This window comes from Actinoplanes derwentensis (assembly GCF_900104725.1).
GTDB lineage: Bacteria > Actinomycetota > Actinomycetes > Mycobacteriales > Micromonosporaceae > Actinoplanes > Actinoplanes derwentensis.
This window is the reverse complement of the sequence record NZ_LT629758.1, coordinates 8838423-8857265: the sequence shown is the minus strand read 5'-3', so window position 1 is coordinate 8857265 and position 18843 is coordinate 8838423. Positions and strand designations below refer to the sequence as shown.

Genomic DNA, 18843 nt, shown 5'->3' with positions numbered 1-18843 from the left:
GTGATGCGTTGCCGGAAAAGCCGGCCAACGTGGCGCCCAGTGCATTGATCAGTACGCAGTGTTGACTCAAGTGCGAACTGGCACACCAAAACACTCAAGGGCACGCATGAGCGCAGAAACCCGCCAGAGAAACTGCGGGGCTCCGATTGGTGCGGGACCTCAGACCCCGATCACATCAAGGCCCGACCGATCCGAGACTCGATTAATCAAAGGCATGAGTAGGCGCGACTGGCTTCAACTCCATAGTCCGCTGATACCCATCCTCCGTCAAGCCGAGGCCGTGCCGGTTGGCCTCCCGAGCTCAGTGAATCACGCCACCAGGGCACCCCAGCAGGCGTTATGCATCTTTGGCGGGCATGTCGGGAGGCCCGTTTTCGCAAGATCTGATATGGGTGCCCGCTTCACATCACTCCCGTTCGGCAACCGGACCGCTCCCGTCCGGCACGCCGTCACCGGACCGCGTCCGGGTGATCACGGAACGGATCGGCGAGGTCGCGGCGTCTGGAGAGGCACCCCGACCACCTGCTTCTCGCGGCCTTTCGGGCATAAACGGGCAAAAGTGGATAACAAATAGGGTGAAAAGGTACTTAGTTGTGTCGCCTAGCCGACATGCTCCGGTAACTTCGGCCGGTTGTGTCGTTGCCTCCAGCGTGAATCCGAACCCGTCGCGCGAGCGCATCTGTCTGCTCACCGGCGGCGGGTACCCGTACCGGCGGGACGCCCTCGGTGGATGGTGCCGGACCCTCGTGGAGGGGCTGCGCCGGTTCCGCTTCGAGTTGCTGACCGTCACGGACCGTGAACTGCCGTCCGCGCCGGCGTACCCGCTCCCGCTCCACGTCGACTCGGCGCGCGCCGTCGCGCTGGGCCGCGACCAGTCCCGGGCCGAACGCCGGCGCGGCACCACCCCGGACGGCGCCGCCGACGCCGCAGCCCTGCTCTGCCGGGGCCTGCTCGGTGACGAGACGCCGGTCACCGACCTGTTCGCCGACGGGCTGCGCCGGGTCGCCGAACTCTGCCCGCCGGACGGCGAACAGGTCAACGCCGGCCCGCTGGCCGCACTCCCGCTCACCGAGGCGCTGCTGGAAGCGTGGCGGCAGGCCGGTGCCGTCGACGGCCGGGAACCGCTGCCCCGGCTCAGCGTGCGCGACGCCCGAACCGCGGCGACCCTGCTGCGGCACGCCCTGCGCGCGGTCACCGTACCGCTGCCCGAAGTGGACCTGGTGCACTGCGTGGGCGGGACCACTCCGCTGCTCGCGGCACTGGCCGGACGGTGGCGCACCGGCACTCCCCTGCTGCTCACCGAAGCGCGGGCGGCGGTACTCCGGCAGCGGCCCGCCGAGGACCGGCTGTCCGCGGGAGTCCGCACGGTGCTGCGTCGGTTCCGTCGATCGGTGGCCCGCACCGGGTACGCCGAAGCCGAACTGATCGCGCCGCTGAGCACCTACCACCACGGCTGGGCCCTGGAACACGGCGCCCGGCCGGGCCGGCTCGTCCAGGTGCCCGCCGGAGTCGACCCGCGCGAATACCCGGGAGCCGCCGAACCGGCCGAGACACCGACCGTGGTGTGGGCCGGCAGCGGCGGACCGGACAGCGGGCTGACCCTGGTGCTGGACGCGTTCACCGAGGTCGCGGCAGCATTGCCGGGGGCGGTGCTGCACCTGGTCGGGGTCACCGCCGCCCACGAGGAGCACTGCGCCGACCAGATCGAACGAACCGGGCTCGGCCGGGCGGTCCGGATGCACCCGCTGCCCGCCGACCCCCGCGACCGCTACACCGTCGGGCAGGTCGTGGCGCACGTGCCGGGACCGGCTGACCCGCCGTACCGGCTGGTGGAGGCCATGATGTCGGGCCGAGCCGTGGTCGGCGTGGACATCGGCCCGGCCGGCGAGACACTCGGCGACACCGGGCTCCTGGTGCCCGCCGGGGACCCGTCCGAACTGGCGATCGCCGTCGTCGGGCTGCTGCGCTCGCCACAACGTCGCCGGGCACTCGGCGAGGCGGCCCGCCGCCGGGCTCTCAACCACTTCACCGTCGACCGGGTCACCCGGGTGTACGGCGCTCTCTACACCGACCTCGCCGCGCCGCCACCGGCCCCGGCCTTCGCACTGGCGCTGACCGTTCCCGCGCCCCGAACCACCACACCGGCGACCCTGCGCTGGCTGACCCGGGAGACCTCATGACCGTCACTCCCCCACGCGAGACGGGCGGCGCCGTCACCCGGTCCGCCCGCAACCGCAACCGGCGGCGTCTCAACGCCTCCTCCTCAGCGTCCGTCCCGGTCCCGGCCTCCGCCGACGGCCGGCACGGACCGCTCAACCAGGACGGCCGGCCCGGACCGCTCAATCAGGTGGAGACCGCGCCGGCACGCCGCCGGGGCCGGCACGCCGCCGACGAACCGGAGGCGGTGGCCGCCGCCGGGCTCACCGATGTCGAGTTCCCGGCACCGGCCTGGGATCCGTGGACCACCGGGCCCGGTCAGGCGCTGCCACCACCCGGCCGCACCGATCCGCTCGACGGCCCGGCTTTCCGCAGCGAGGGCGACCAGGCCTTCCGGAACGACGGCGACCTGACTTTCCGCAGCGAAGGCGACCTCATTTTCCGGAACGGCGACGACCCGGCCGTCCCGAGCAGCGAGCACCGGGCCTTCCGTAGCGGCGAATACGGCCTCGCCTTCCCCAGCGGCGACAGCCCGGTCATCCGGCGTGCGGACGACCCGGCCGCACGCCGGGGCGACGGCGCGACAGCTCTCCGGGGCGACGGCGCTACGGCCCTTTCGGGCGAAGGCCCGCCCGCTCGCCCGGGCGAAGGCCCGGCCGCTCTCCGGGGCGAACCCGAACCCGAGGAACCGCAGCAGGCGAAAGGCTGGATCGACACCAGCGAACGGGAGCGGGCCTGGGAGATCTGGGCCGGGACGACCGGCGACGAGCAGCCGCTACCCGGCCTCGACGAGGATCCGGCCGCTCCGGAGACCACCGAGGGCGGCTTCCGGGACCGCGGCCGGTGGGCGCACGCCCGGCGCACACACAGCGTCTATCTCAAGGCCGCGGTGGTCCGCTGCGGCCTCTACCTGGGGCCGTTGTGCGTCGCGGTGGCCGCGGCGGGCTCGCTGAGCCGGGTCGCCTGGCCGGTGACGGCGCTGATGCTGTTCTTCGGCTGGACCGCGGCTCAAGGCTTGACCAGCGTGGGAGTGAGCGTCGCCGCCCGGGGTGGGCCGTCCGCCGCGGCCCGGGTGGTGGCCGCCGGGTTCGCCGCGATGATCGGGCTCTGGTGCGCGCTGGTGTGGGTGGCACCGGCCGAACTGCTGGGCGCGGACCCCGTGGTAGCCGCGACGATCGGCGCCTGCGGGCTGCTCACGCTCGCCACCGTGACCGCTGCCCTGGTCACCCGGGCGGAGAGTTCGGTGGCCGCCTGGTTCATGCCGTGCTGGCTGCTCGCCGCCGCCGCGATGGCCGACGCCGCCGGGATCGCCGAGGCCGCCCTGATCCCGGTCGAGACGATGCTTCCGGCCGCGATCGTGGCGACCGCGGTCCGCGCCTTCCGGCCCGCCGTGCTCACCGCCGGTAGTGGCCGGATTCCGGCCATCGGCAGTGGCCGGATTCCGCGCCTGACCCGGGTTGAACACCAGCGCGGGGTGGCGCACGCGTTCATCGGCGCGGCCCAGGCTATCTGTGTGACGCTGCTGTGGCGGGGCGGCCCGGCGATGATGCCGTTGCCCGCCGCGCTGCCGCTGCTGCTGGCTGTACCGCTGATGGAAGGCCTGATCGGCTGGCACACCGCCCGGCTCGACGCCGCGCTGGACTCGGCCGAGACCTCCCCGGAGTTCGACCGGCACGCCCGCAACGTCACCGTGATCACCCTGGCCGCGCTGGTGCCGCCGTTCGCCGCCGGATGTGGCCTGCTGGTCGCCGCCTACCGGCTGCCGCACGGGTTCGCGAACGTGCCCGGCGCTGCCGAGGCGGTACTCGCGCTCGCCGCCGCAACCCTGCTCAGTGGGGTGTTCGCGGTCACCTTCCTGCTCGCTGCACGGTCCCGGTACGGAATCGCCGCGACCCTGGCCGGCATCCCACCGGCCGCCGCCACGGTGCTGGCCCTGTTCGCCTCACCGGCCGGACTGCTGCCCGCCGCCTGCACCGTGCTCGCCGCCACGCACCTCGCCGGCCTGCTCATCGTCGCCCTGACCGCCGCCGACCTCCGGAGGACGCCGTGAAGACCCTGTTCCCCCCGTACGCCCACCCGTCGCACGAGCTGGAACTGGACTCCGACACCTGGATCGTCCGGGAACAGCCCGGCGACCGCCGCAGCCTGCACCAGTCACTCGGCCGCATCGATCTGGACTGGGGTGGCCGCTCACTCGCCGACGTCCTGGCCGACGTGGACGCGTGGCGCGCCGACGGCGTCGAAGGCCTCTTCCTGGACCGCGCTCCGGCCGGATCCGGCGGGGTCGGCCCGGTAGCGCTGACCGTGCGCCTGGCGGCCCGGCGCGGCCTGCACCGGGTGGTCCTGAACCCCGGCGTGCCGACGCACCCGCTCTACCGCGATCTCGGCGTGCGGATCTGCACCTTCGAGGGCCCCTGGTCGTCCTATCAGAGCTGGGACGGCGACGGCGTGCGGCCGGGCGACGGCCACATCGTGTACGGGGTACCCGCCCCGCTGCTGACCGCCGCCCGCCGTCTGATGGGCCGCCGCGGAGCCGGCTTCGGCCTGGCAACCGACGCGTCCCCCAGGGTGAACACCGAACAAGCCGGCCAGGCCGCGGCTTGACCGATCCGGCCGCCCCGTACCGGAAAACGAGACGAAGTGACTGTGTTGCGGTCAGGTACCTGGGATTTTTCGGGGTGGCCCCGGCCATCGCATTCGGCCCGGCGGTCGCGGGGTGGGCTGGAGTTTCGCCGGCCTTGCGCGGATCACACGGGGCTGTGGGTCAACCCCGTACCGAAGCCCGGAGTCTGGGTTGGCATTTGGGGCAGCTGAACGAGGAGCGGTTCATGAACTGTTCGCGGCGGATGGGGGTGCCGCAGCGGTGGCAGGGCTCGTGTTCGCGGCCGTACGCGTTGAGGGAGCGGTCGAAGTAGCCGCTTTCGCCGTTCACGTCCACGTAGAGCTCGTCGAAGCTGGTGCCGCCGGCCTTGATCGCCTCGCCCAGCACGTCGCGGATGTCGGCCAGCAGGCGTTTCACCGCGGGGGCGGACAGCTGGTCGGTGGGGCGGGTGCCGTGCAGCTTCGCCCGCCACAGCGCCTCGTCGGCGTAGATGTTGCCGACTCCGGAGATCAGCGTCTGGTCCAGGATGGCGCGTTTGACCTCGGTGTGCCGGCCGCGCATCCGGGCAGTGAAGGCCTCGTCGTCGAAGAGCGGGTCCATCGGGTCGCGGGCGATGTGCGAGATCTCGGTGGGCAGTTCGGCGCCGCCGTCGGAGACCGAGAGGCCGCCGAAGGTGCGCTGGTCGACGAAGCGCAGCTGCGGGCCGCCGTCGGTGAAGGTGAACCGGACCCGCAGGTGTTTCTCGTCCGCCGCCTCGGCCGGCTGCATCAGCAGCTGGCCGCTCATCCCCAGGTGGCCGATGATGGCGTCGCCGGAGTCGAGCGCCAGCCACAGGTATTTGCCGCGGCGGGCGACGTCCAGCACGGTCCGGCCGGCCAGCACCGCGGAGAAGTGGGCGTCGCCGGGCACGTGCCGGCGGATGGCGCGGGGATGCAGCACCTCGGCGGTGGCGATGGTGCGGCCGGTCACCCACTTCGCCAGGCCCATGCGGACGGTCTCGACCTCGGGAAGCTCAGGCACTTCAAGGGTTCCTCTACAGCGTGTAGGGCCAGACGGTGACGAGGTAGGCGCCGTACCAGAGACCGAACAGCGCCCACGCGGTGATGGACAGGATCGCGACCCGGGGGCGGGCCTTGGACGCCGCCACGACGGCGGGCAGCAGCGTCAACAGTACGGGCAGCAGCAGCCGTGGTTTGGAGTGGTAGAACCCGGCCTGACCATAGACCAGGATCATCGCCACGATCCCGTAGACGGCCAACGGCAGCCACGGCTTCTGTGCCAGCGCCACCCCGGCCGCGGCCAGCGCCACCAGCAGCAGGAACGCCATGCTGACCGGGATCCAGCCGTCGCCGGAGCGCAGGGTGCTCCAGAGGAACTCGGCGGTGCTCTTCCCGTAGTCGAACGAGGTGCCCCAGCCCGCTGTCTGGATCTTGAACCAGGCGGTCAGGTCACCCACCCGATAGGCGACCCAGCCCAGGTAGAGCGGCACTCCGGCGAGTGCCGTGGCGGCCGCCGTGAGGGGCTTCCAGGCCTGCTCGCGGTTCGCCCGGACGGCCAGCAGCGCGGCCACCGTGAGACCGATCGCGGCAGCCGCGCCGGTCGGCCTGGACAGTGCGGTGAGCAGGCCGAGCAGTCCGGCGGCCCACCACACCTTGCGGTGGGCGGCCACGAACATGCCGGCGACCAGGGCGATATAGATGCTTTCCGAGTACGCCATGGACAGCACCACCGACGCGGGCGCCGAGCAGCAGATCGCCACCAGCGCCCAGCCCGCCCGTTTGCTGTAGAGGCTGGTGCCGAGCAGATGCAGGGCGACCGCCGCGCCGACCGAGGCCACCCAGGCCACGGTCAGGGCGGCCACACCCGGGTCGATGCCGAGCCCGGCCCCGGCTCGGATCAGCATCGGGTAGACCGGGAAGAAGGCCAGTTCGTTGCCTTCGAGACGGCCGTCGGCCGAGTAGGTGAAGCCCTCCGGGTAACCGTCCATCGCGACCCGTAGGAACCAGCCGGCGTCCCAGATCAGCAGCCGGTCCCAGACCGTCTTGGGCTCGGCGTTGGCGCCGCCCATCCAGGCGATCATGAGGAGCTGGCCGATCCGGGTCAGGGCGAGGATGCCGACTGCGGCTCCGACCCCCGACCAGCCACCCGATTTCTCCCACAGATCATCTTTCGTGGGTTTTTCGGTGACCAGGGTCACGACTCGGCCTTCTCCGGCTCCGACTTCTCCGGCTCCGACTCGCTCTCCTCCGACTCGCTCTGCTCGGTCAGCGTCCGCCAGGCCGCCGCGGCAGCCCGCTGCTCAGCCTGCTTCTTGCTGCGGCCCTCGGAGCCGCCGTACCGCTCGCCCGCGACGACCACCCAGGCGGTGAACGTCTTCGCGTGATCCGGACCGGAGTCCTCGATCAGGTAGTCCGGCACACCCAGCCCGAGCGCCGCCGTCAGCTCCTGCAGACTGGTCTTCCAGTCCAGCGCGGCGCCCCGGCCGGCCGACTCGGCCATCAGCGGGTCGAACAACCGGTGGATCACCTCGCCGGCGATCTCCAGCCCGTGCTCCAGGTAGATCGCACCGAGCAGCGCCTCCAGCGTGTCCGCCAGGATGCTCGCCTTGTCCCGGCCACCGGTGGTCTCCTCACCCTTACCGAGCAGCAGATGCGGGCCGAGCCCGGCCGGGCCCAGACCGCGCGCCACGTCGGCCAGCGCGTGCATGTTGACCACGCTCGCGCGCAGCTTGGCGAGCTGACCCTCGGGCAGATCCGGGTGGTTGTGGAACAGGGCCGAGGTGATCACCACACCGAGCACCGAGTCGCCCAGGAACTCCAGGCGCTCGTTGGTCGGCAGGCCGCCGTTCTCGTAGGCGTACGAGCGGTGAGTCAGTGCGCGTTCCAGCAGCTCCGGCTTGAACGGCACACCGAAGGCCTCCTCGAGCGGCTCGGTGGACGGGCGGCGGCGCTTGTCAATCATGGGCGATACCTCGCTGGGCTCTCAGCAGATCGGCGATGGCCGCGACGGAGCCGCGGCGGTGCAGGTCGGCCGCGAGCGCGATGCCCGCGGCCAGATCGGGGCCGCGAGCGGCACCGTGACAGACGACGACCGTGCCGGAGACCCCGAGCAGCAGTGCGGCACGGGGTGGCGGTTCGGCGTCCGGGGAGGGCGGGCCGGTCAGCGCGTACGCCGTCTCCAGGCCCTTGAGCAGTACGTTTCCGGTGAACCCGTCGGTCACCACGACATCGGCGGCCCGGCCGAGCACGACGTCGCCGCCCTCGACCAGGCCGGCGTACCGGGCACCGGCGGGCAACGGCAGGTCGTAGAGCTGAGCGGGCAGGGCACGGCGCAGGCGATCGCCCTTGCCGGGTTCGGTGCCGATGGTGAGCAGGCCCACTCGGGGCGCGGACACGTGGTGCACGACCGAGGCGTACGCGGCACCGAGCCGGGCATGCCAAGCCAGGGTCTCCGCGTCGGGATCGACGGACGAGCCCACGTCGAGCAGGACCAGGCGGCCGGCCGCGGTCGGCAGCACAGCGGTGAGAGCGGGGCGGCGGATGCCGGGCCAGCGGCCCAGTTCACGGGCCGCGGAGAGCACCAGGACCCGGGTGTCCCCGGCGGAGACGAGGGCGTCGGCGCGGCCCTCGGCGACCGCCCGCACCGCGCCGTTGACGGTCTCGGTGGCGGTGATCGCGGTGGTGATCCGGCGCCGCTCGCCCGGTTTCAGGGCAGCGAGCACCGCGTCGGCGGCTTCGGCCGGGCCGACGAGAGTCAGGTGAAGGGACGGATCTGCTCGGCAAGCACGCAGAGCGCCGTCAACCACGACGGCGGGAGCTTGGTCCCCGCCGAGGAGGTCGACGGCGATCCGCGCGGTGCCCGGCTCCCCGACAGTGCGCTGTCCGGGAGCCGTGGCACCGGTGGTTCGCCACCGCTCGGGCACGACCCGCCCGAAGATCGGGCGCGTCACGCGGCGACGTCAGACCTCGAGGACCTGACGGCCGTTGTAGGTGCCGCAGACGCCACAGGCGGTGTGCGGCAGCTTCGGCGACTTGCACTGGGAGCAGGCCGCGGTAACCACCGCGGTCGCCTTCCAGTTCGCCCGCCGCGAGCGGGTGTTGCTGCGCGACATCTTGCGCTTCGGGACGGCCACGGTTCCTACTCCTTGTTGTTTGACAGGTTGCGCAGTGCGGCCCAGCGGGGATCGACTTCCTCATGGCTGTGATCAGCCGGAAGGTCGTCGAAGTGCACCCCGCAGTCGGGGCACAACCCTGGGCAGTCCGGGCGGCAGAGCGGAGTGGTCGGCAGCGTCAGAACGATCGCGTCCCGGACTGCCGGCTCCAAGTCAAGCAGGTCGCCCGACATCCGCCCGACCTCGTCGTCCTCGGTGGTCTCCTCCGTGGGGAGGTCCGCGTACGCGAACAACTCCGCGATGGTCACCGCGAACGACTTGTCGATCTCGTTGAGGCAACGGCCGCACTCGCCGGTGAGCGAGCCGCGGACGGCGCCTGTGATGTAGACCCCTTCGGAGACCGACGTCATGCTCATGTCGAGCGTGAGATCAGACCCCACCGGGACCGAGATCATCTCCACACCGAGGTCCGCCGGGGCCGGCACCACCCTGTTCAGGGCACGCGTCGCACCAGGCTGCCGCGGCAGTTTCGTCGTGTCGACGACCAGCGGTTTCCTGGGGTCCAGGTGGCTCTGCGGTGACTTGGGCATCGTGATTCCTCAGCCATGGGTAGGCCGACCGAAAACATTACCTGAGCTGGAGGACGTCGTCGAATCGGGTATCGCTAAAAGGGCAGGGGGCGCTCGGCATCCTCACCCTGGAAGGTTCCGATCTCGCGCAAGGCATGCATCTTGTCACGCCCGCGTTCGATCGACGCCAGCGCCCGGGTCAGGAACTGCTCGAAGTTGGCCAGCGCGGTGTCGACGTAGTCGTCGACCTCCTCACGCAGGCGTTGTGCCTCGCTGCGGGCCTCCGCGATGATACGGGAACCCTCGTGCTCGGCGGACACGGTGATCTCGTTGACCGAGACCAGACGGGCGTGTTCAGCCTCACTCTCCCGGACGATCCGGTCGGCCTCCCGGCGGCCGGCGTCGACGATCCGGTCCCGCTCGTCCAGGACCGCGGCCGCCTTGCGCAACTCGGAGGGCAACTCGGCGCGGAGGTCCTCCAGGCGCTCGATCATCTCGGTGCGGTCGAACATGAAGTTCGTCCGTGACATCGGCACCGAGCGCGAGTCCTGAATCAGCTCGATGAGCTCGTCGATACGGTCGAGCGGATCCACCGGTGTCTCACTCCCGTCTGGGGCTGCCCCTGGTTCTGCTTCAACCGGCTAGTTCTGCTTCAGCCGGCCCACGAGCCGGTCCAGCACGTTGTCCGGCAGGTAGGCCGAGGCGTCGCCGCCCCACTTCACCACATCCTTGACCAGGCTGGACGACAGGAATGAGTAAAGCGGATTGGTCGGCATGAACAGTGTCTCCACACCGGAGAGGCCGATGTTCATCTGCGCCATCTGCAGCTCGTAGTCGAAGTCACTGACCGCGCGCAGGCCCTTCACCACCACCGCGGCACCCTGGGTCCGGCAGAAGTCGACCAGCAGGCCGTGGAACGACGCGACGCGGACGTTGCCGTACTCCGCGGTCACCTCCCGGAGCATCTCCAGGCGTTCCTCGATGGTGAACAGCCCGGTCTTGGACTGGTTGATGAGGACTCCGATGATGACCTCGTCGAAGAGCCGGCTGGCCCGGCCGACGATGTCGAGATGCCCGTTGGTGACCGGGTCGAAGGAGCCTGGACAGACCGCTCGTCTCATGATCGGCGACCGTACCAAAGAGTGGTGTCACCGTAACGCCGGGTACGGTCGCCTGCTAGACCGTCCACCCAGTTCATCGGGCCGCTGCGCCGGGATCGTTCGAAGATCACCACCGCGTCGTCGGACAGCCATCCGTTGGCCACCAGCTCCCGCTGCACGGTGTCGATCTCGTCGTCACCGAGCTCATAGGGCGGATCGGCGAAGACCACGTCGTACGGCCCACCCGCCGGCGGGTCACCGAGGACCTGCAGGACCTTGCCGGTCACCAGCCGGGTGGCCGGGCCGACCTTGAGCAGCACGACATTGTCCCGGATCACCCGCGCGGCCTTGGCGTCCGCCTCGACCAGCAGCGCGTGACTCGCGCCCCGCGACAGCGACTCCAGGCCGATGGCGCCGGACCCGGCATACAGGTCGGCGACTCGCGCTCCGGACAGTTCGGTCATCGTTTCCAGTGCACTGAAGAAGGCCTCCCGGACACGGTCCGATGTGGGCCTGGTGTGAGCGCCGGACGGGGCGGACAAGCGCCGCCCTCCGTGCACACCCGCGATAATCCTGGTCATCACTGGCGACGCTACTTCACCACCTCCGCCAGCCCACTCCTACGTGAACATTTCCCTCCCCGAAGACACGCGTGGCGATCGATCGACTCCGCTGGGTTCATCAAACATCTCGAATCAGTCACAAGACCATTAGCGGGCACTGAGACGTTTCTTTGATCTCGGCCAACCACTATGGTCGGACGACGTTGCGGGTGCGTTCTATCGTCCCCGCCGATGACGCGGGGAGGCGTCATCGCAGGCATCGCTACAACCACCAGCGGCTACTGCTTTCCTCCTCGCGCACTCCTATTGATCCCCCTCTACACAGGAGATGGCGTGAACGTGTCCAAGTCCCCGCTCCGTCGGGCGACCGCCCTGGTTGCCGGCTCATTGATCGGCATGGCAGGCGCCGTGGCGTTCGCCTCCCCCGCCCTGGCCCACCACAGCGTGGTGAAGGGCCTTTCCAGCTGCGACCAGGTCACCGGCGAATGGGTCGTGGACTGGAGCGTCACGGCTATCGGCGTCCGAGTCGACCAGCCCTTCCAGTGGACCCAGGTGTCCCTGACGCCGGCCGGCACCACGATCGACAACGCCGACATCGCTGTCACCGGCAAGAACCTGAGTAGTGGCCGGACCATCACCGGTAAGCAGCGGGTCCCCGGCAGCGAGTCGAGCGCCTCGCTGACCGTTCGGGCCAAGTGGGACAACGGCGTTGAGGACCGGAACCCGATCACCGGCACCGTCCCGCTCGACGGCGAGTGTGGCAAGACGCCGCCTCCCCCCACCGACGAAGAGTCGCCGAGCCCCAGCCCGAGCGCCAGCAGCCCGTCTGCCAGCCCGAGCGCCAGCGCCAGCAGCCCGTCTGCCAGCCCGAGCGTCAGCAGCCCGGCTCCGAGCAGCCCCGCGCCCAGCAGCCCGGTGCCCAGCACCAGCACCACCCCGCCGGCGGGCATCCCGGAGGAGGTGCCGGCCGAGCCGATCTTCTCGCAGACCTGCGACACGATCACGATCGGTGTCGACAACACGAACAACGACAGCAAGTTCACCATCGAGTACGAGACCAGCAAGGGCGAAGAGCGCACCCTGGTCGTCGAGCCCGGCAAGGAAGGTTCCGAGACCTTCAGTGCCACCGATGGCTTCACCGTCGACGTGACCTTCACTGTCGAGTACGAGGGCGAGACCTACACCGAGTCCGCGACCATCCCGTTCGAAAAGGGTGAGGACTGCACCGGCGGCGGTGGCGGTGGCGACCTGCCGCTGACCGGCGCGGCTGCGGGTGGTGTCGCCGGTGGCGCTGCCGCTCTGCTCGCCATCGGTGGTGGCCTCTTCTTCATGGCTCGTCGTCGCAAGGTGAAGTTCACCGCCTGATCCACCTGATTTCGGTAGCACCCGGGGGGCGTGTCGACTTCGGTCGGTGCGTCCCCTTCCGTTCCCCACCCCTCGCAGGAGCAGCAACGTGCGTAGAACCCCCCGTGCCGCCGCCATGGTGGTCGGTGTCCTCGTCGGTCTGACCGGCCTCTTCGCAGCCGGTTCCCCGGCTTCCGCCACCGCCGGCAACTACAACTTCGACTGTGTCAAGGCCGCCGACGCCAGGTACACGCACACTTTCAACGGCCCCAAGGGCACCGCGTCGATCGAGGTCAAGGACGGCAAGGTCCTCTGCGAGGAGCAGAAGTTCGCGCTGGTGTCGTACACCGCCCCGTCGGCGCGCTTCGCCACCCCACAGTTCGTCCTGGATACCGCGTTCGGGACGTTCGAGAAGGGCCAGGGCGGCAAGCTGGACTTCACGGTCGAGGTCCCGCAGTGCTTCACCCAGGTCGACTTCGTCTTCGGTGACCAGATCATCGACCCGCTGACCGACACCAGCGACCGCTACAACGACCGCAAGGTCGGCAGCAAGGGCGCCCCGGGTAGCCGGTCCACCGCGCTGCCCGGTCAGCCGCAGGAAGCCTTCTACAACGGCGGCTCCGGCACCTGCAAGGCCGAGCCGGCCGTCGAGGCACTGCCCGACTGCGAGGGCAACGTCAACCTGAAGCTGATCAACCGCAGCACCTCCAGCGAGAAGTTCACCATCACCGCCGACGGTGGCTTCACCAAGACCGAGACCCTTGCGGTAAGCCAGGTGCCGGTCACCGTGACCGTCCCGGCCGCCAACGCGAAGAACATCGTGGTCACGTCCCGTGGCAAGGAGCTCTACCGGGGCGAGTGGACCAAGCCCGAGGACTGCAAGGTTCCCGCCGCGGGCACCGTCACCAGCACCTGTGACGGGATCAGCTTCACCGTGAAGAACCCGCAGGACGGCGCCGACGTCAGCGTCACCTTCACCCCGGGCACCGGCGAGGCCCGCACCGTCACCGCCGCCCCCGGCGAGACCAAGTCCATCGTCTTCCCGGGCACCGAGGGTCTCATCGTCACCGTCACCGGTGACGTGCCCGCTCTGAACGGCGCGCACAAGTGGACCGCGCCGGAGAACTGTGGCGGCGGCGAGGAGCCCAGCACCCCGGCCTCGCCGAGCCCGTCGGTCAGCACCCCGGCCGAGCCCACCCCGTCCGCCAGCACCCCGGCGGAGAGCCCGAGCGCGTCGGTCAGCACCACCCCGGTCGCCGGTAACGACGAGGAGGAGCCGCAGCTGCCGCTGACCGGTTCCGCCGCCGCCGGTGTCGCGGGGGGCGCGTTCCTGCTGCTCGTCGCCGGTGCCGTGCTCTTCATCGTGGCCCGTCGCCGCAAGGTGAACTTCACCGCCTGATGAGATCGATCGCCTAGTCGATAGGCGCGAACGAACCGTCCGGGCGCGGTGGATAGTCGGAAACGGCTACCACCGCGCCCGTCGGCATCTCTCCGTAGATGTGCGGGAACTGCCGCCCGTCCGGCTCCGGCGGGACACCGTCCTCCCAGGTCACCGGCACTCCGAGCCGCGTCTCGTCGATCTCCAGGAGCAGCAGGTCGGTACGGCCGCGGAAGAACCGGGTCGCCGGGACGTGCACCCAGTCGCCGGCCGAGCAGTGGATGAAACCCTCGGTCGCGAGGGCGTCCCCCGCGTACGAACCGGTCTCCTGTGCCTTGACCCACGCGTCGCGCGGGCAGATGTGGAAGATCAACCCTTCTCCAAATATTCAGCCCGGTCCTCGTCGACCAGGGCCGCGACCGAAGCCGCCAGCGCCGGGTAGAGCGAGAGATCCGGGTCGTCGCCGATCAGCTCGGACGCCTCGGCCCGAGCCTCCTTGATCAGTTTCTCGTCGCGGAGCAGTGACAACAGCCGCAGATGCGAGTGTTTGCCGGACTGCGACGCGCCCAGCACGTCACCTTCCCGGCGCTGCTCCAGGTCGATCTCGGACAGTTTGAAACCGTCGGTCGTCGAGGCCACCGCGTCCAGCCGCTCGCGGGCCGCGGAACCCTCCTGCGACTCGGTGTGCAGCAGGCAGATGCCGGGCGCCGAACCCCGGCCCACCCGGCCGCGCAACTGGTGCAACTGGGACACCCCGAACCGGTCGGCGTCCAGGATCAGCATCACCGTCGAGTTCGGCACGTCCACGCCCACCTCGATCACCGTGGTCGCCACCAGCACGTCCACGTCTCCGGCGGCGAACCGGCGCATCACCGCGTCCTTCTCGTCCGCCGGCATCTTGCCGTGCAGCATCTCGATCCGCAGGCCTTTGAGGTAGTCGTCACGCAGCAGCGGCAGCACCTCGGTCACGGCCAGCGGCGGGCGGCGTTCCGGTTCCCCGTCCTTCGGTGGCGTCTCCTCGTCCTCACCGATCCGGGGGCAGACCACGTACGCCTGGTGCCCGGCTTTGACCTCCTCCTTGATCCGCACCCAGGCACGGTCCAGGTAGGCCGGTTTGTCCAGCGCCGGGACCACGTGCGAGGCGATCGGCGACCGGCCGCGCGGCAGCTGCGACAGGATCGACGTCTCCAGGTCGCCGTAGACGGTCATCGCCACCGTCCGCGGGATCGGTGTCGCCGTCATCACCAGCACGTGCGGGGGCCGGGCCGCTTTCGCCCGCAGCGCGTCCCGCTGCTCCACCCCGAACCGGTGCTGTTCGTCGACCACCACCAGGCCCAGGTCCTTGAAGTCGACACCCTCGTAGAGCAGCGCATGGGTGCCCACCACGATCCCGGCCGTCCCGTCCGCGGCTTTCGCCACCGCCGCCCGCCGGGCCGCCGCACCCAGCGAGCCGGTGACCAGGGTCAACTGGGTGCCGTGCGGATCGCCGTCGAGTTCACCGGCCCGGCCCAGCGCGCCCAGCTGGGCGCTGATCCCCCGGAAGTGCTGGGTGGCCAGCACCTCGGTCGGCGCCAGCAGGGCCGCCTGCCCGCCGGCGTCCACCACCTGGAGCATCGCGCGCACCGAGACCAGGGTCTTCCCGGAACCGACCTCGCCCTGCAACAGCCGGTGCATCGGGTGCGGCCGGGCCAGGTCGGCGGCGATCTCCTCGCCCACCTCCCGCTGGCCGTCGGTCAGCTCGTAGGGCAACCCGGCGTCGAACCGGGTCAGCAACCCGTCGTCGGCGCGGGGCCGGGCGGTGCCGGGCGCCGCGGCGGCTTTCGCCCGGCGCCGGACCAGGGTCAGTTGTACGGCGAACGCCTCGTCCCACTTCAGCCGGTGTTTCGCCGCATAGAGCGCCGGTTCCGAACTCGGCCGGTGGATCTCCCGCAGCGCGGTGCTGATCCCCACCAGGTTCCGTTTCGCCCGCACCTCGGCCGGCATCGGGTCCTCCGGCGGCTGGAACGTGTCCAGCAGCGTCCGCACACACTTGGCGATCACCCACGTCGGCACCGCCTGCGCGGCCGGATAGACCGGGATCAGGGCGCCGGCGAACTCCTCGATCTCGGCGGCCGCGTCGTCCTTGGTGGCGTCCGCGCTGAGCAGCTGATAGGCGGGACCGTTCAGCTGGCGCTTGCCCCGGAACTCGGTCACCTTGCCGGCGAACAGTCCCCAGACTCCCTTGCGCAACTCCCGCTCGCGCCACGCCTGGTTGAAGAACGTGCAGCTCAGGGTGGCGCCGGAACCGTCACCGATGGTGATCTCGAGCATGTTGCCACGGCGCTGGCGCATCGGTTTCACATTCATCGTCTGCACCTGGGCCAGCACGGTGACCTGCTCGTCCACCTCCAGACTGCGCAGGTCGGTGTGCTCGCCGCGTTCGTCGTACCGCCGGGGGAAGTGATAGATCAGGTCACCCGCGGTTCGCAACTCCAGGTGCTGGTCCAGGGCTTTGGCGGTCTTCGCGCCCAGCACCTTCTCCAGCGGAGTGTCGGTCGTGGTCATTCGACTCCTGCCAACAGGTGGTAACGGGGCTGCCCTCCCGCGTAGCACTGCAGCTCGATGAACGGCCAGGTGCGATGCACATGACCGCGCAACTCCTCCTCGAAACCGGGCGGGGCGTCAGCGCCCAGCACCAGTGTCACCAGCTCGCCGCCGCCGCCGAGCATCCGGTCCAGCAGCCGGCGGCTCACCTCGGCCAGATCACCGCCGATCACGTGCACCTCGCCGTCGACCAGGCCCAGCAGCTCACCGGCGTGGCACGGGCCGGCCACCGTCAGGGCGTCCCGCTGGGCGGTGCACACCTCACCGGACCGGCAGGCCCCGGCCGCCTCCGCCATCGCGATCACGTCGTCGGCGAACGGGCGCTGCCCGTCCCGGACCGCCAGGGCCGCCAGCGCCTGCACCGGCGACCGGGTCGGGACGACACTGACCCGAACCCCGGTGGTCTCCGCCTCACGGGCCGCCGACACCGCCACCGCGTGTGTGTTCGCGTCGTTCGGCAGCAGCACCACCGAACCCGCACCGGTCGCCGTCACCGCCGCCAGCATCTCCGCCGTCGACGGATTACGGTCCACCACCACGGCGCCCTCCGCCTCGAACAGCGCCGTCAGCCCGTCGCCGTCGGCGACGACCACGGCACCCCGGCGGTCCGCTCCCGGCCGATGCCCCTCCAGCGGGGTGACACTGATCCGGTACGGGCGGCCGGCGCCGACTCCGGCCTCGATCACCGGGCCGATCTCGGTCACGTGCACGTGGACGTTCCAGGTCGGCGGATCGCCATCGCCGGTACCGACGACCACCAGGGAGTCACCGAGCCCGGCCAGGGTCACGCGCAGCCGCTCCACAGCCGAGTCGGTGGCGTCCAGCAGGAACTGCACCTCGTAGCCGTGTGGCCCGACCGGGCCGATCACGGGAGCGGTATCCGTACCCCAGCCGGGGTTTTCCAGGTCTTTGTCACCGGCCGGCGCGGCTTCGGTGTCCACGGCCGCCACCAGGGCGTCCAGCAGCAGGCAGAGGCCCCGGCCGCCGGCGTCGACCACTCCGGCCCGGGCCAGCACCGGCAGCTGCTGCGGGGTCCGGGCCAACGCCTCGGTGGCCGCCCCCGCCGCCGCCCGCGCGACCGTGAGCAGGCTGTCCGAGCTGATCCGCCCGGCGGCCTCGGCAGCCGCCGCCACCACCGACAGCACGGTGCCCTCGACCGGCCGGGCCACCGCCGCGTAGGCCGCGTCCGTCGCCGTCCGCAACGCCCGGGCCAGCTCACCGCCGCGCACCGCGACCGCGGCGGTGAACGAGTCGGCCATCCCGCGCAGGATCTGCGAGACGATGACGCCGGAGTTGCCTCGGGCGCCCAGCAGCGCCCCACGGGCCATCCGCCGCATCGGGCCGCCCGGACCCGGCTCCTCCAGCCCGGAGGTCAGCGCCTGCTGGGCCGCGGTCAGGGTCAGCACCAGGTTGGTCCCGGTGTCGCCGTCGGGCACCGGATAGACGTTCAGCTCGTCGATCTCACGCTGATGTGCCCGGAGCGCCGCGAGCCCGCCATCGCACCAGCGGCGTACCGCGGCGGCGTCGAGGGTGTCCAGCACGCGAAAATCGTACTAACCACCCCTGACAAACGCCGGGTCACGCACCCTGACCGGGGGCGATTGGCTGTATAGGCCAGGGATCGGGTAACCTTGCCGGGTTGCCTGGGCGAGATCGTGTTTACCCTGGGCACCTCCAGTTTCGGTATCAAACCCAGGAGTATCCCGTGGCAAGCGTGTGCGACGTCTGTGCGAAGGGACCCGGCTTCGGACACAACGTGCCGTGGTCGAAGAAGAAGACGAACCGTCGGTGGAACCCGAACATCCAGTCGGTTCGCACCCCCGCAGGTGGTGGCACCACCAAGAAGCTGCAGGTCTGCACCTCGTGCATCAAGGCCGGCAAGGTTGTCCGCGCCTGACGCGGAGATCTTCGAAAAGGCCGCCGGGATCACCCGGCGGCCTTTTTCGTGCCCTGCTGCGCGGCTTCAGAGGGCCCGCGCGAACGACAGCACCCCGGCGTGTCCCCGGTAGTGGCCGAAGTCCTCGATCCGCTGATACCCACGTGACTCGTAAAGCGCGATCGCCTCGGGCTGCTGGTCCCCGGTCTCCAGGATGACCCGCTGGAGCCCGGCCTCACGCGCCGACTCCTCGATCACGGCCAGGATCCGCCGGGCCACCCCGCGTCCACGCGCCGCCTCCGCCGTGAACATCCGCTTCAGCTCGGCGTCGTCCCCGTGCCGGCGCCAGCCCGCGCAGCCGACCGGCTCGCCGTCCTGAACAGCGATGAAGAACCGGCCGAGCGGCGGATCGAAATCAGTCAGCGCGATCGGGGTGTCGTCACCACTGCCGCCGTACCGGCGGGCCAGCTCCGCCATCGCGTCGGCGACGATCTTCTGCACCTCGGGTGTATCGAACCGCGTCTGATGTATCTCCAGCTCACTCACGACGTGAGGCTAAC

The 18843-nt window shown here is 70.6% G+C and carries 19 protein-coding genes; 6 read left to right on the top strand and 13 right to left on the bottom strand.

Annotation, left to right across the window (positions count from 1 at the left end):
• Positions 1 to 650 precede the first annotated feature (650 nt).
• Genes BLU81_RS39610 through BLU81_RS39600 form a run of 3 tightly spaced genes read left to right on the top strand, consistent with a single transcriptional unit; the run spans position 651 to position 4761 of the window.
• Positions 651 to 2180 (top strand): DUF3492 domain-containing protein, encoded by a 1530-nt coding sequence (locus tag BLU81_RS39610; RefSeq protein WP_092553436.1) that lies wholly within the window; start codon positions 651 to 653, stop codon positions 2178 to 2180.
• Positions 2177 to 4207, top strand: coding sequence for a hypothetical protein (locus BLU81_RS51110; RefSeq protein ID WP_231953728.1), 2031 nt, complete (start codon positions 2177 to 2179; stop codon positions 4205 to 4207). Before BLU81_RS39610 ends, BLU81_RS51110 begins: the two co-directional genes overlap by 4 nt.
• On the top strand, positions 4204 to 4761 hold the full coding sequence (locus tag BLU81_RS39600) for a spherulation-specific family 4 protein (protein WP_092553433.1): 558 nt from the start codon (positions 4204 to 4206) through the stop codon (positions 4759 to 4761). Before BLU81_RS51110 ends, BLU81_RS39600 begins: the two co-directional genes overlap by 4 nt.
• A 160-nt stretch (positions 4762 to 4921) precedes the next feature.
• Here the strand turns inward: BLU81_RS39600 and mutM are convergent, their stop codons facing one another.
• From mutM to rsmD, 9 genes are all read right to left on the bottom strand, one after another.
• Complete coding sequence (gene mutM, locus BLU81_RS39595; protein WP_092553430.1) at positions 4922 to 5779, bottom strand: bifunctional DNA-formamidopyrimidine glycosylase/DNA-(apurinic or apyrimidinic site) lyase; 858 nt, start codon at positions 5777 to 5779, stop codon at positions 4922 to 4924.
• A 13-nt stretch (positions 5780 to 5792) separates the two neighbouring features.
• The gene (locus BLU81_RS39590) at positions 5793 to 6956 is read right to left on the bottom strand and encodes a glycosyltransferase family protein (RefSeq protein WP_092553427.1); all 1164 of its coding nucleotides are present in this window, start codon (positions 6954 to 6956) and stop codon (positions 5793 to 5795) included.
• Complete coding sequence (gene rnc / locus BLU81_RS39585; RefSeq protein ID WP_092553424.1) at positions 6953 to 7720, bottom strand: ribonuclease III; 768 nt, start codon at positions 7718 to 7720, stop codon at positions 6953 to 6955. Before rnc ends, BLU81_RS39590 begins: the two co-directional genes overlap by 4 nt.
• Complete coding sequence (locus BLU81_RS39580) at positions 7713 to 8681, bottom strand: phosphate acyltransferase PlsX (protein ID WP_231954878.1); 969 nt, start codon at positions 8679 to 8681, stop codon at positions 7713 to 7715. Before BLU81_RS39580 ends, rnc begins: the two co-directional genes overlap by 8 nt.
• A gap of 36 nt (positions 8682 to 8717) precedes the next feature.
• Entirely contained in the window at positions 8718 to 8891 is a 174-nt protein-coding gene (gene rpmF, locus BLU81_RS39575) for a 50S ribosomal protein L32 (RefSeq protein ID WP_092553416.1), read from the bottom strand.
• A 5-nt stretch (positions 8892 to 8896) separates the two neighbouring features.
• Positions 8897 to 9460: a YceD family protein gene (locus BLU81_RS39570; RefSeq protein ID WP_092553413.1), complete on the bottom strand. Its 564-nt coding sequence runs from the start codon at positions 9458 to 9460 to the stop codon at positions 8897 to 8899.
• A 74-nt stretch (positions 9461 to 9534) separates the two neighbouring features.
• Positions 9535 to 10032: a hypothetical protein gene (locus tag BLU81_RS39565; protein WP_092553410.1), complete on the bottom strand. Its 498-nt coding sequence runs from the start codon at positions 10030 to 10032 to the stop codon at positions 9535 to 9537.
• A 48-nt stretch (positions 10033 to 10080) separates the two neighbouring features.
• Positions 10081 to 10560, bottom strand: a complete 480-nt coding sequence (gene coaD, locus BLU81_RS39560; RefSeq protein WP_092553407.1) for a pantetheine-phosphate adenylyltransferase — start codon at positions 10558 to 10560, stop codon at positions 10081 to 10083.
• Positions 10557 to 11120, bottom strand: a complete 564-nt coding sequence (gene rsmD / locus BLU81_RS39555) for a 16S rRNA (guanine(966)-N(2))-methyltransferase RsmD (RefSeq protein WP_092553405.1) — start codon at positions 11118 to 11120, stop codon at positions 10557 to 10559. The genes coaD and rsmD overlap by 4 nt, the downstream gene beginning before the upstream one ends.
• Before the next feature lie 315 nt (positions 11121 to 11435).
• Between rsmD and BLU81_RS50015 the strand changes: the two genes are divergently transcribed.
• Entirely contained in the window at positions 11436 to 12467 is a 1032-nt protein-coding gene (locus BLU81_RS50015; RefSeq protein ID WP_092553402.1) for an LPXTG cell wall anchor domain-containing protein, read from the top strand.
• A gap of 88 nt (positions 12468 to 12555) precedes the next feature.
• Positions 12556 to 13845, top strand: coding sequence for a hypothetical protein (locus BLU81_RS39545; RefSeq protein WP_157751982.1), 1290 nt, complete (start codon positions 12556 to 12558; stop codon positions 13843 to 13845).
• 13 nt (positions 13846 to 13858) lie between these two features.
• Here the strand turns inward: BLU81_RS39545 and BLU81_RS39540 are convergent, their stop codons facing one another.
• From BLU81_RS39540 to BLU81_RS39530, 3 genes are read right to left on the bottom strand one after another with little or no spacing between them, the layout of a single operon-like run.
• The gene (locus BLU81_RS39540; RefSeq protein WP_092553397.1) at positions 13859 to 14197 is read right to left on the bottom strand and encodes a DUF952 domain-containing protein; all 339 of its coding nucleotides are present in this window, start codon (positions 14195 to 14197) and stop codon (positions 13859 to 13861) included.
• Positions 14194 to 16368, bottom strand: coding sequence for an ATP-dependent DNA helicase RecG (recG, locus tag BLU81_RS39535; protein ID WP_092553394.1), 2175 nt, complete (start codon positions 16366 to 16368; stop codon positions 14194 to 14196). The genes BLU81_RS39540 and recG overlap by 4 nt, the downstream gene beginning before the upstream one ends.
• A complete protein-coding gene (locus BLU81_RS39530) occupies positions 16365 to 17948 on the bottom strand; it encodes a DAK2 domain-containing protein (RefSeq protein ID WP_092553391.1) in 1584 nt (527 codons plus the stop codon). Before BLU81_RS39530 ends, recG begins: the two co-directional genes overlap by 4 nt.
• Positions 17949 to 18112: 164 nt before the next feature.
• Between BLU81_RS39530 and rpmB the strand changes: the two genes are divergently transcribed.
• On the top strand, positions 18113 to 18304 hold the full coding sequence (rpmB, locus tag BLU81_RS39525; protein WP_092553388.1) for a 50S ribosomal protein L28: 192 nt from the start codon (positions 18113 to 18115) through the stop codon (positions 18302 to 18304).
• A 66-nt stretch (positions 18305 to 18370) separates the two neighbouring features.
• Here the strand turns inward: rpmB and BLU81_RS39520 are convergent, their stop codons facing one another.
• Positions 18371 to 18829, bottom strand: coding sequence for a GNAT family N-acetyltransferase (locus BLU81_RS39520; protein ID WP_092553385.1), 459 nt, complete (start codon positions 18827 to 18829; stop codon positions 18371 to 18373).
• Positions 18830 to 18843 lie beyond the last annotated feature (14 nt).

What these genes read in the sequence shown, in the direction of transcription:
- BLU81_RS51110 (WP_231953728.1), top strand. Translation starts at nt 2,177, where the DNA reads ATGACCGTCACTCCCCCACGCGAGACGGGCGGCGCCGTCACCCGGTCC.
- rnc (WP_092553424.1), bottom strand. Translation starts at nt 7,720, where the DNA reads ATGATTGACAAGCGCCGCCGCCCGTCCACCGAGCCGCTCGAGGAGGCC.
- BLU81_RS39570 (WP_092553413.1), bottom strand. Translation starts at nt 9,460, where the DNA reads ATGCCCAAGTCACCGCAGAGCCACCTGGACCCCAGGAAACCGCTGGTC.
- coaD (WP_092553407.1), bottom strand. Translation starts at nt 10,560, where the DNA reads ATGAGACGAGCGGTCTGTCCAGGCTCCTTCGACCCGGTCACCAACGGG.
- rsmD (WP_092553405.1), bottom strand. Translation starts at nt 11,120, where the DNA reads ATGACCAGGATTATCGCGGGTGTGCACGGAGGGCGGCGCTTGTCCGCC.
- recG (WP_092553394.1), bottom strand. Translation starts at nt 16,368, where the DNA reads ATGACCACGACCGACACTCCGCTGGAGAAGGTGCTGGGCGCGAAGACC.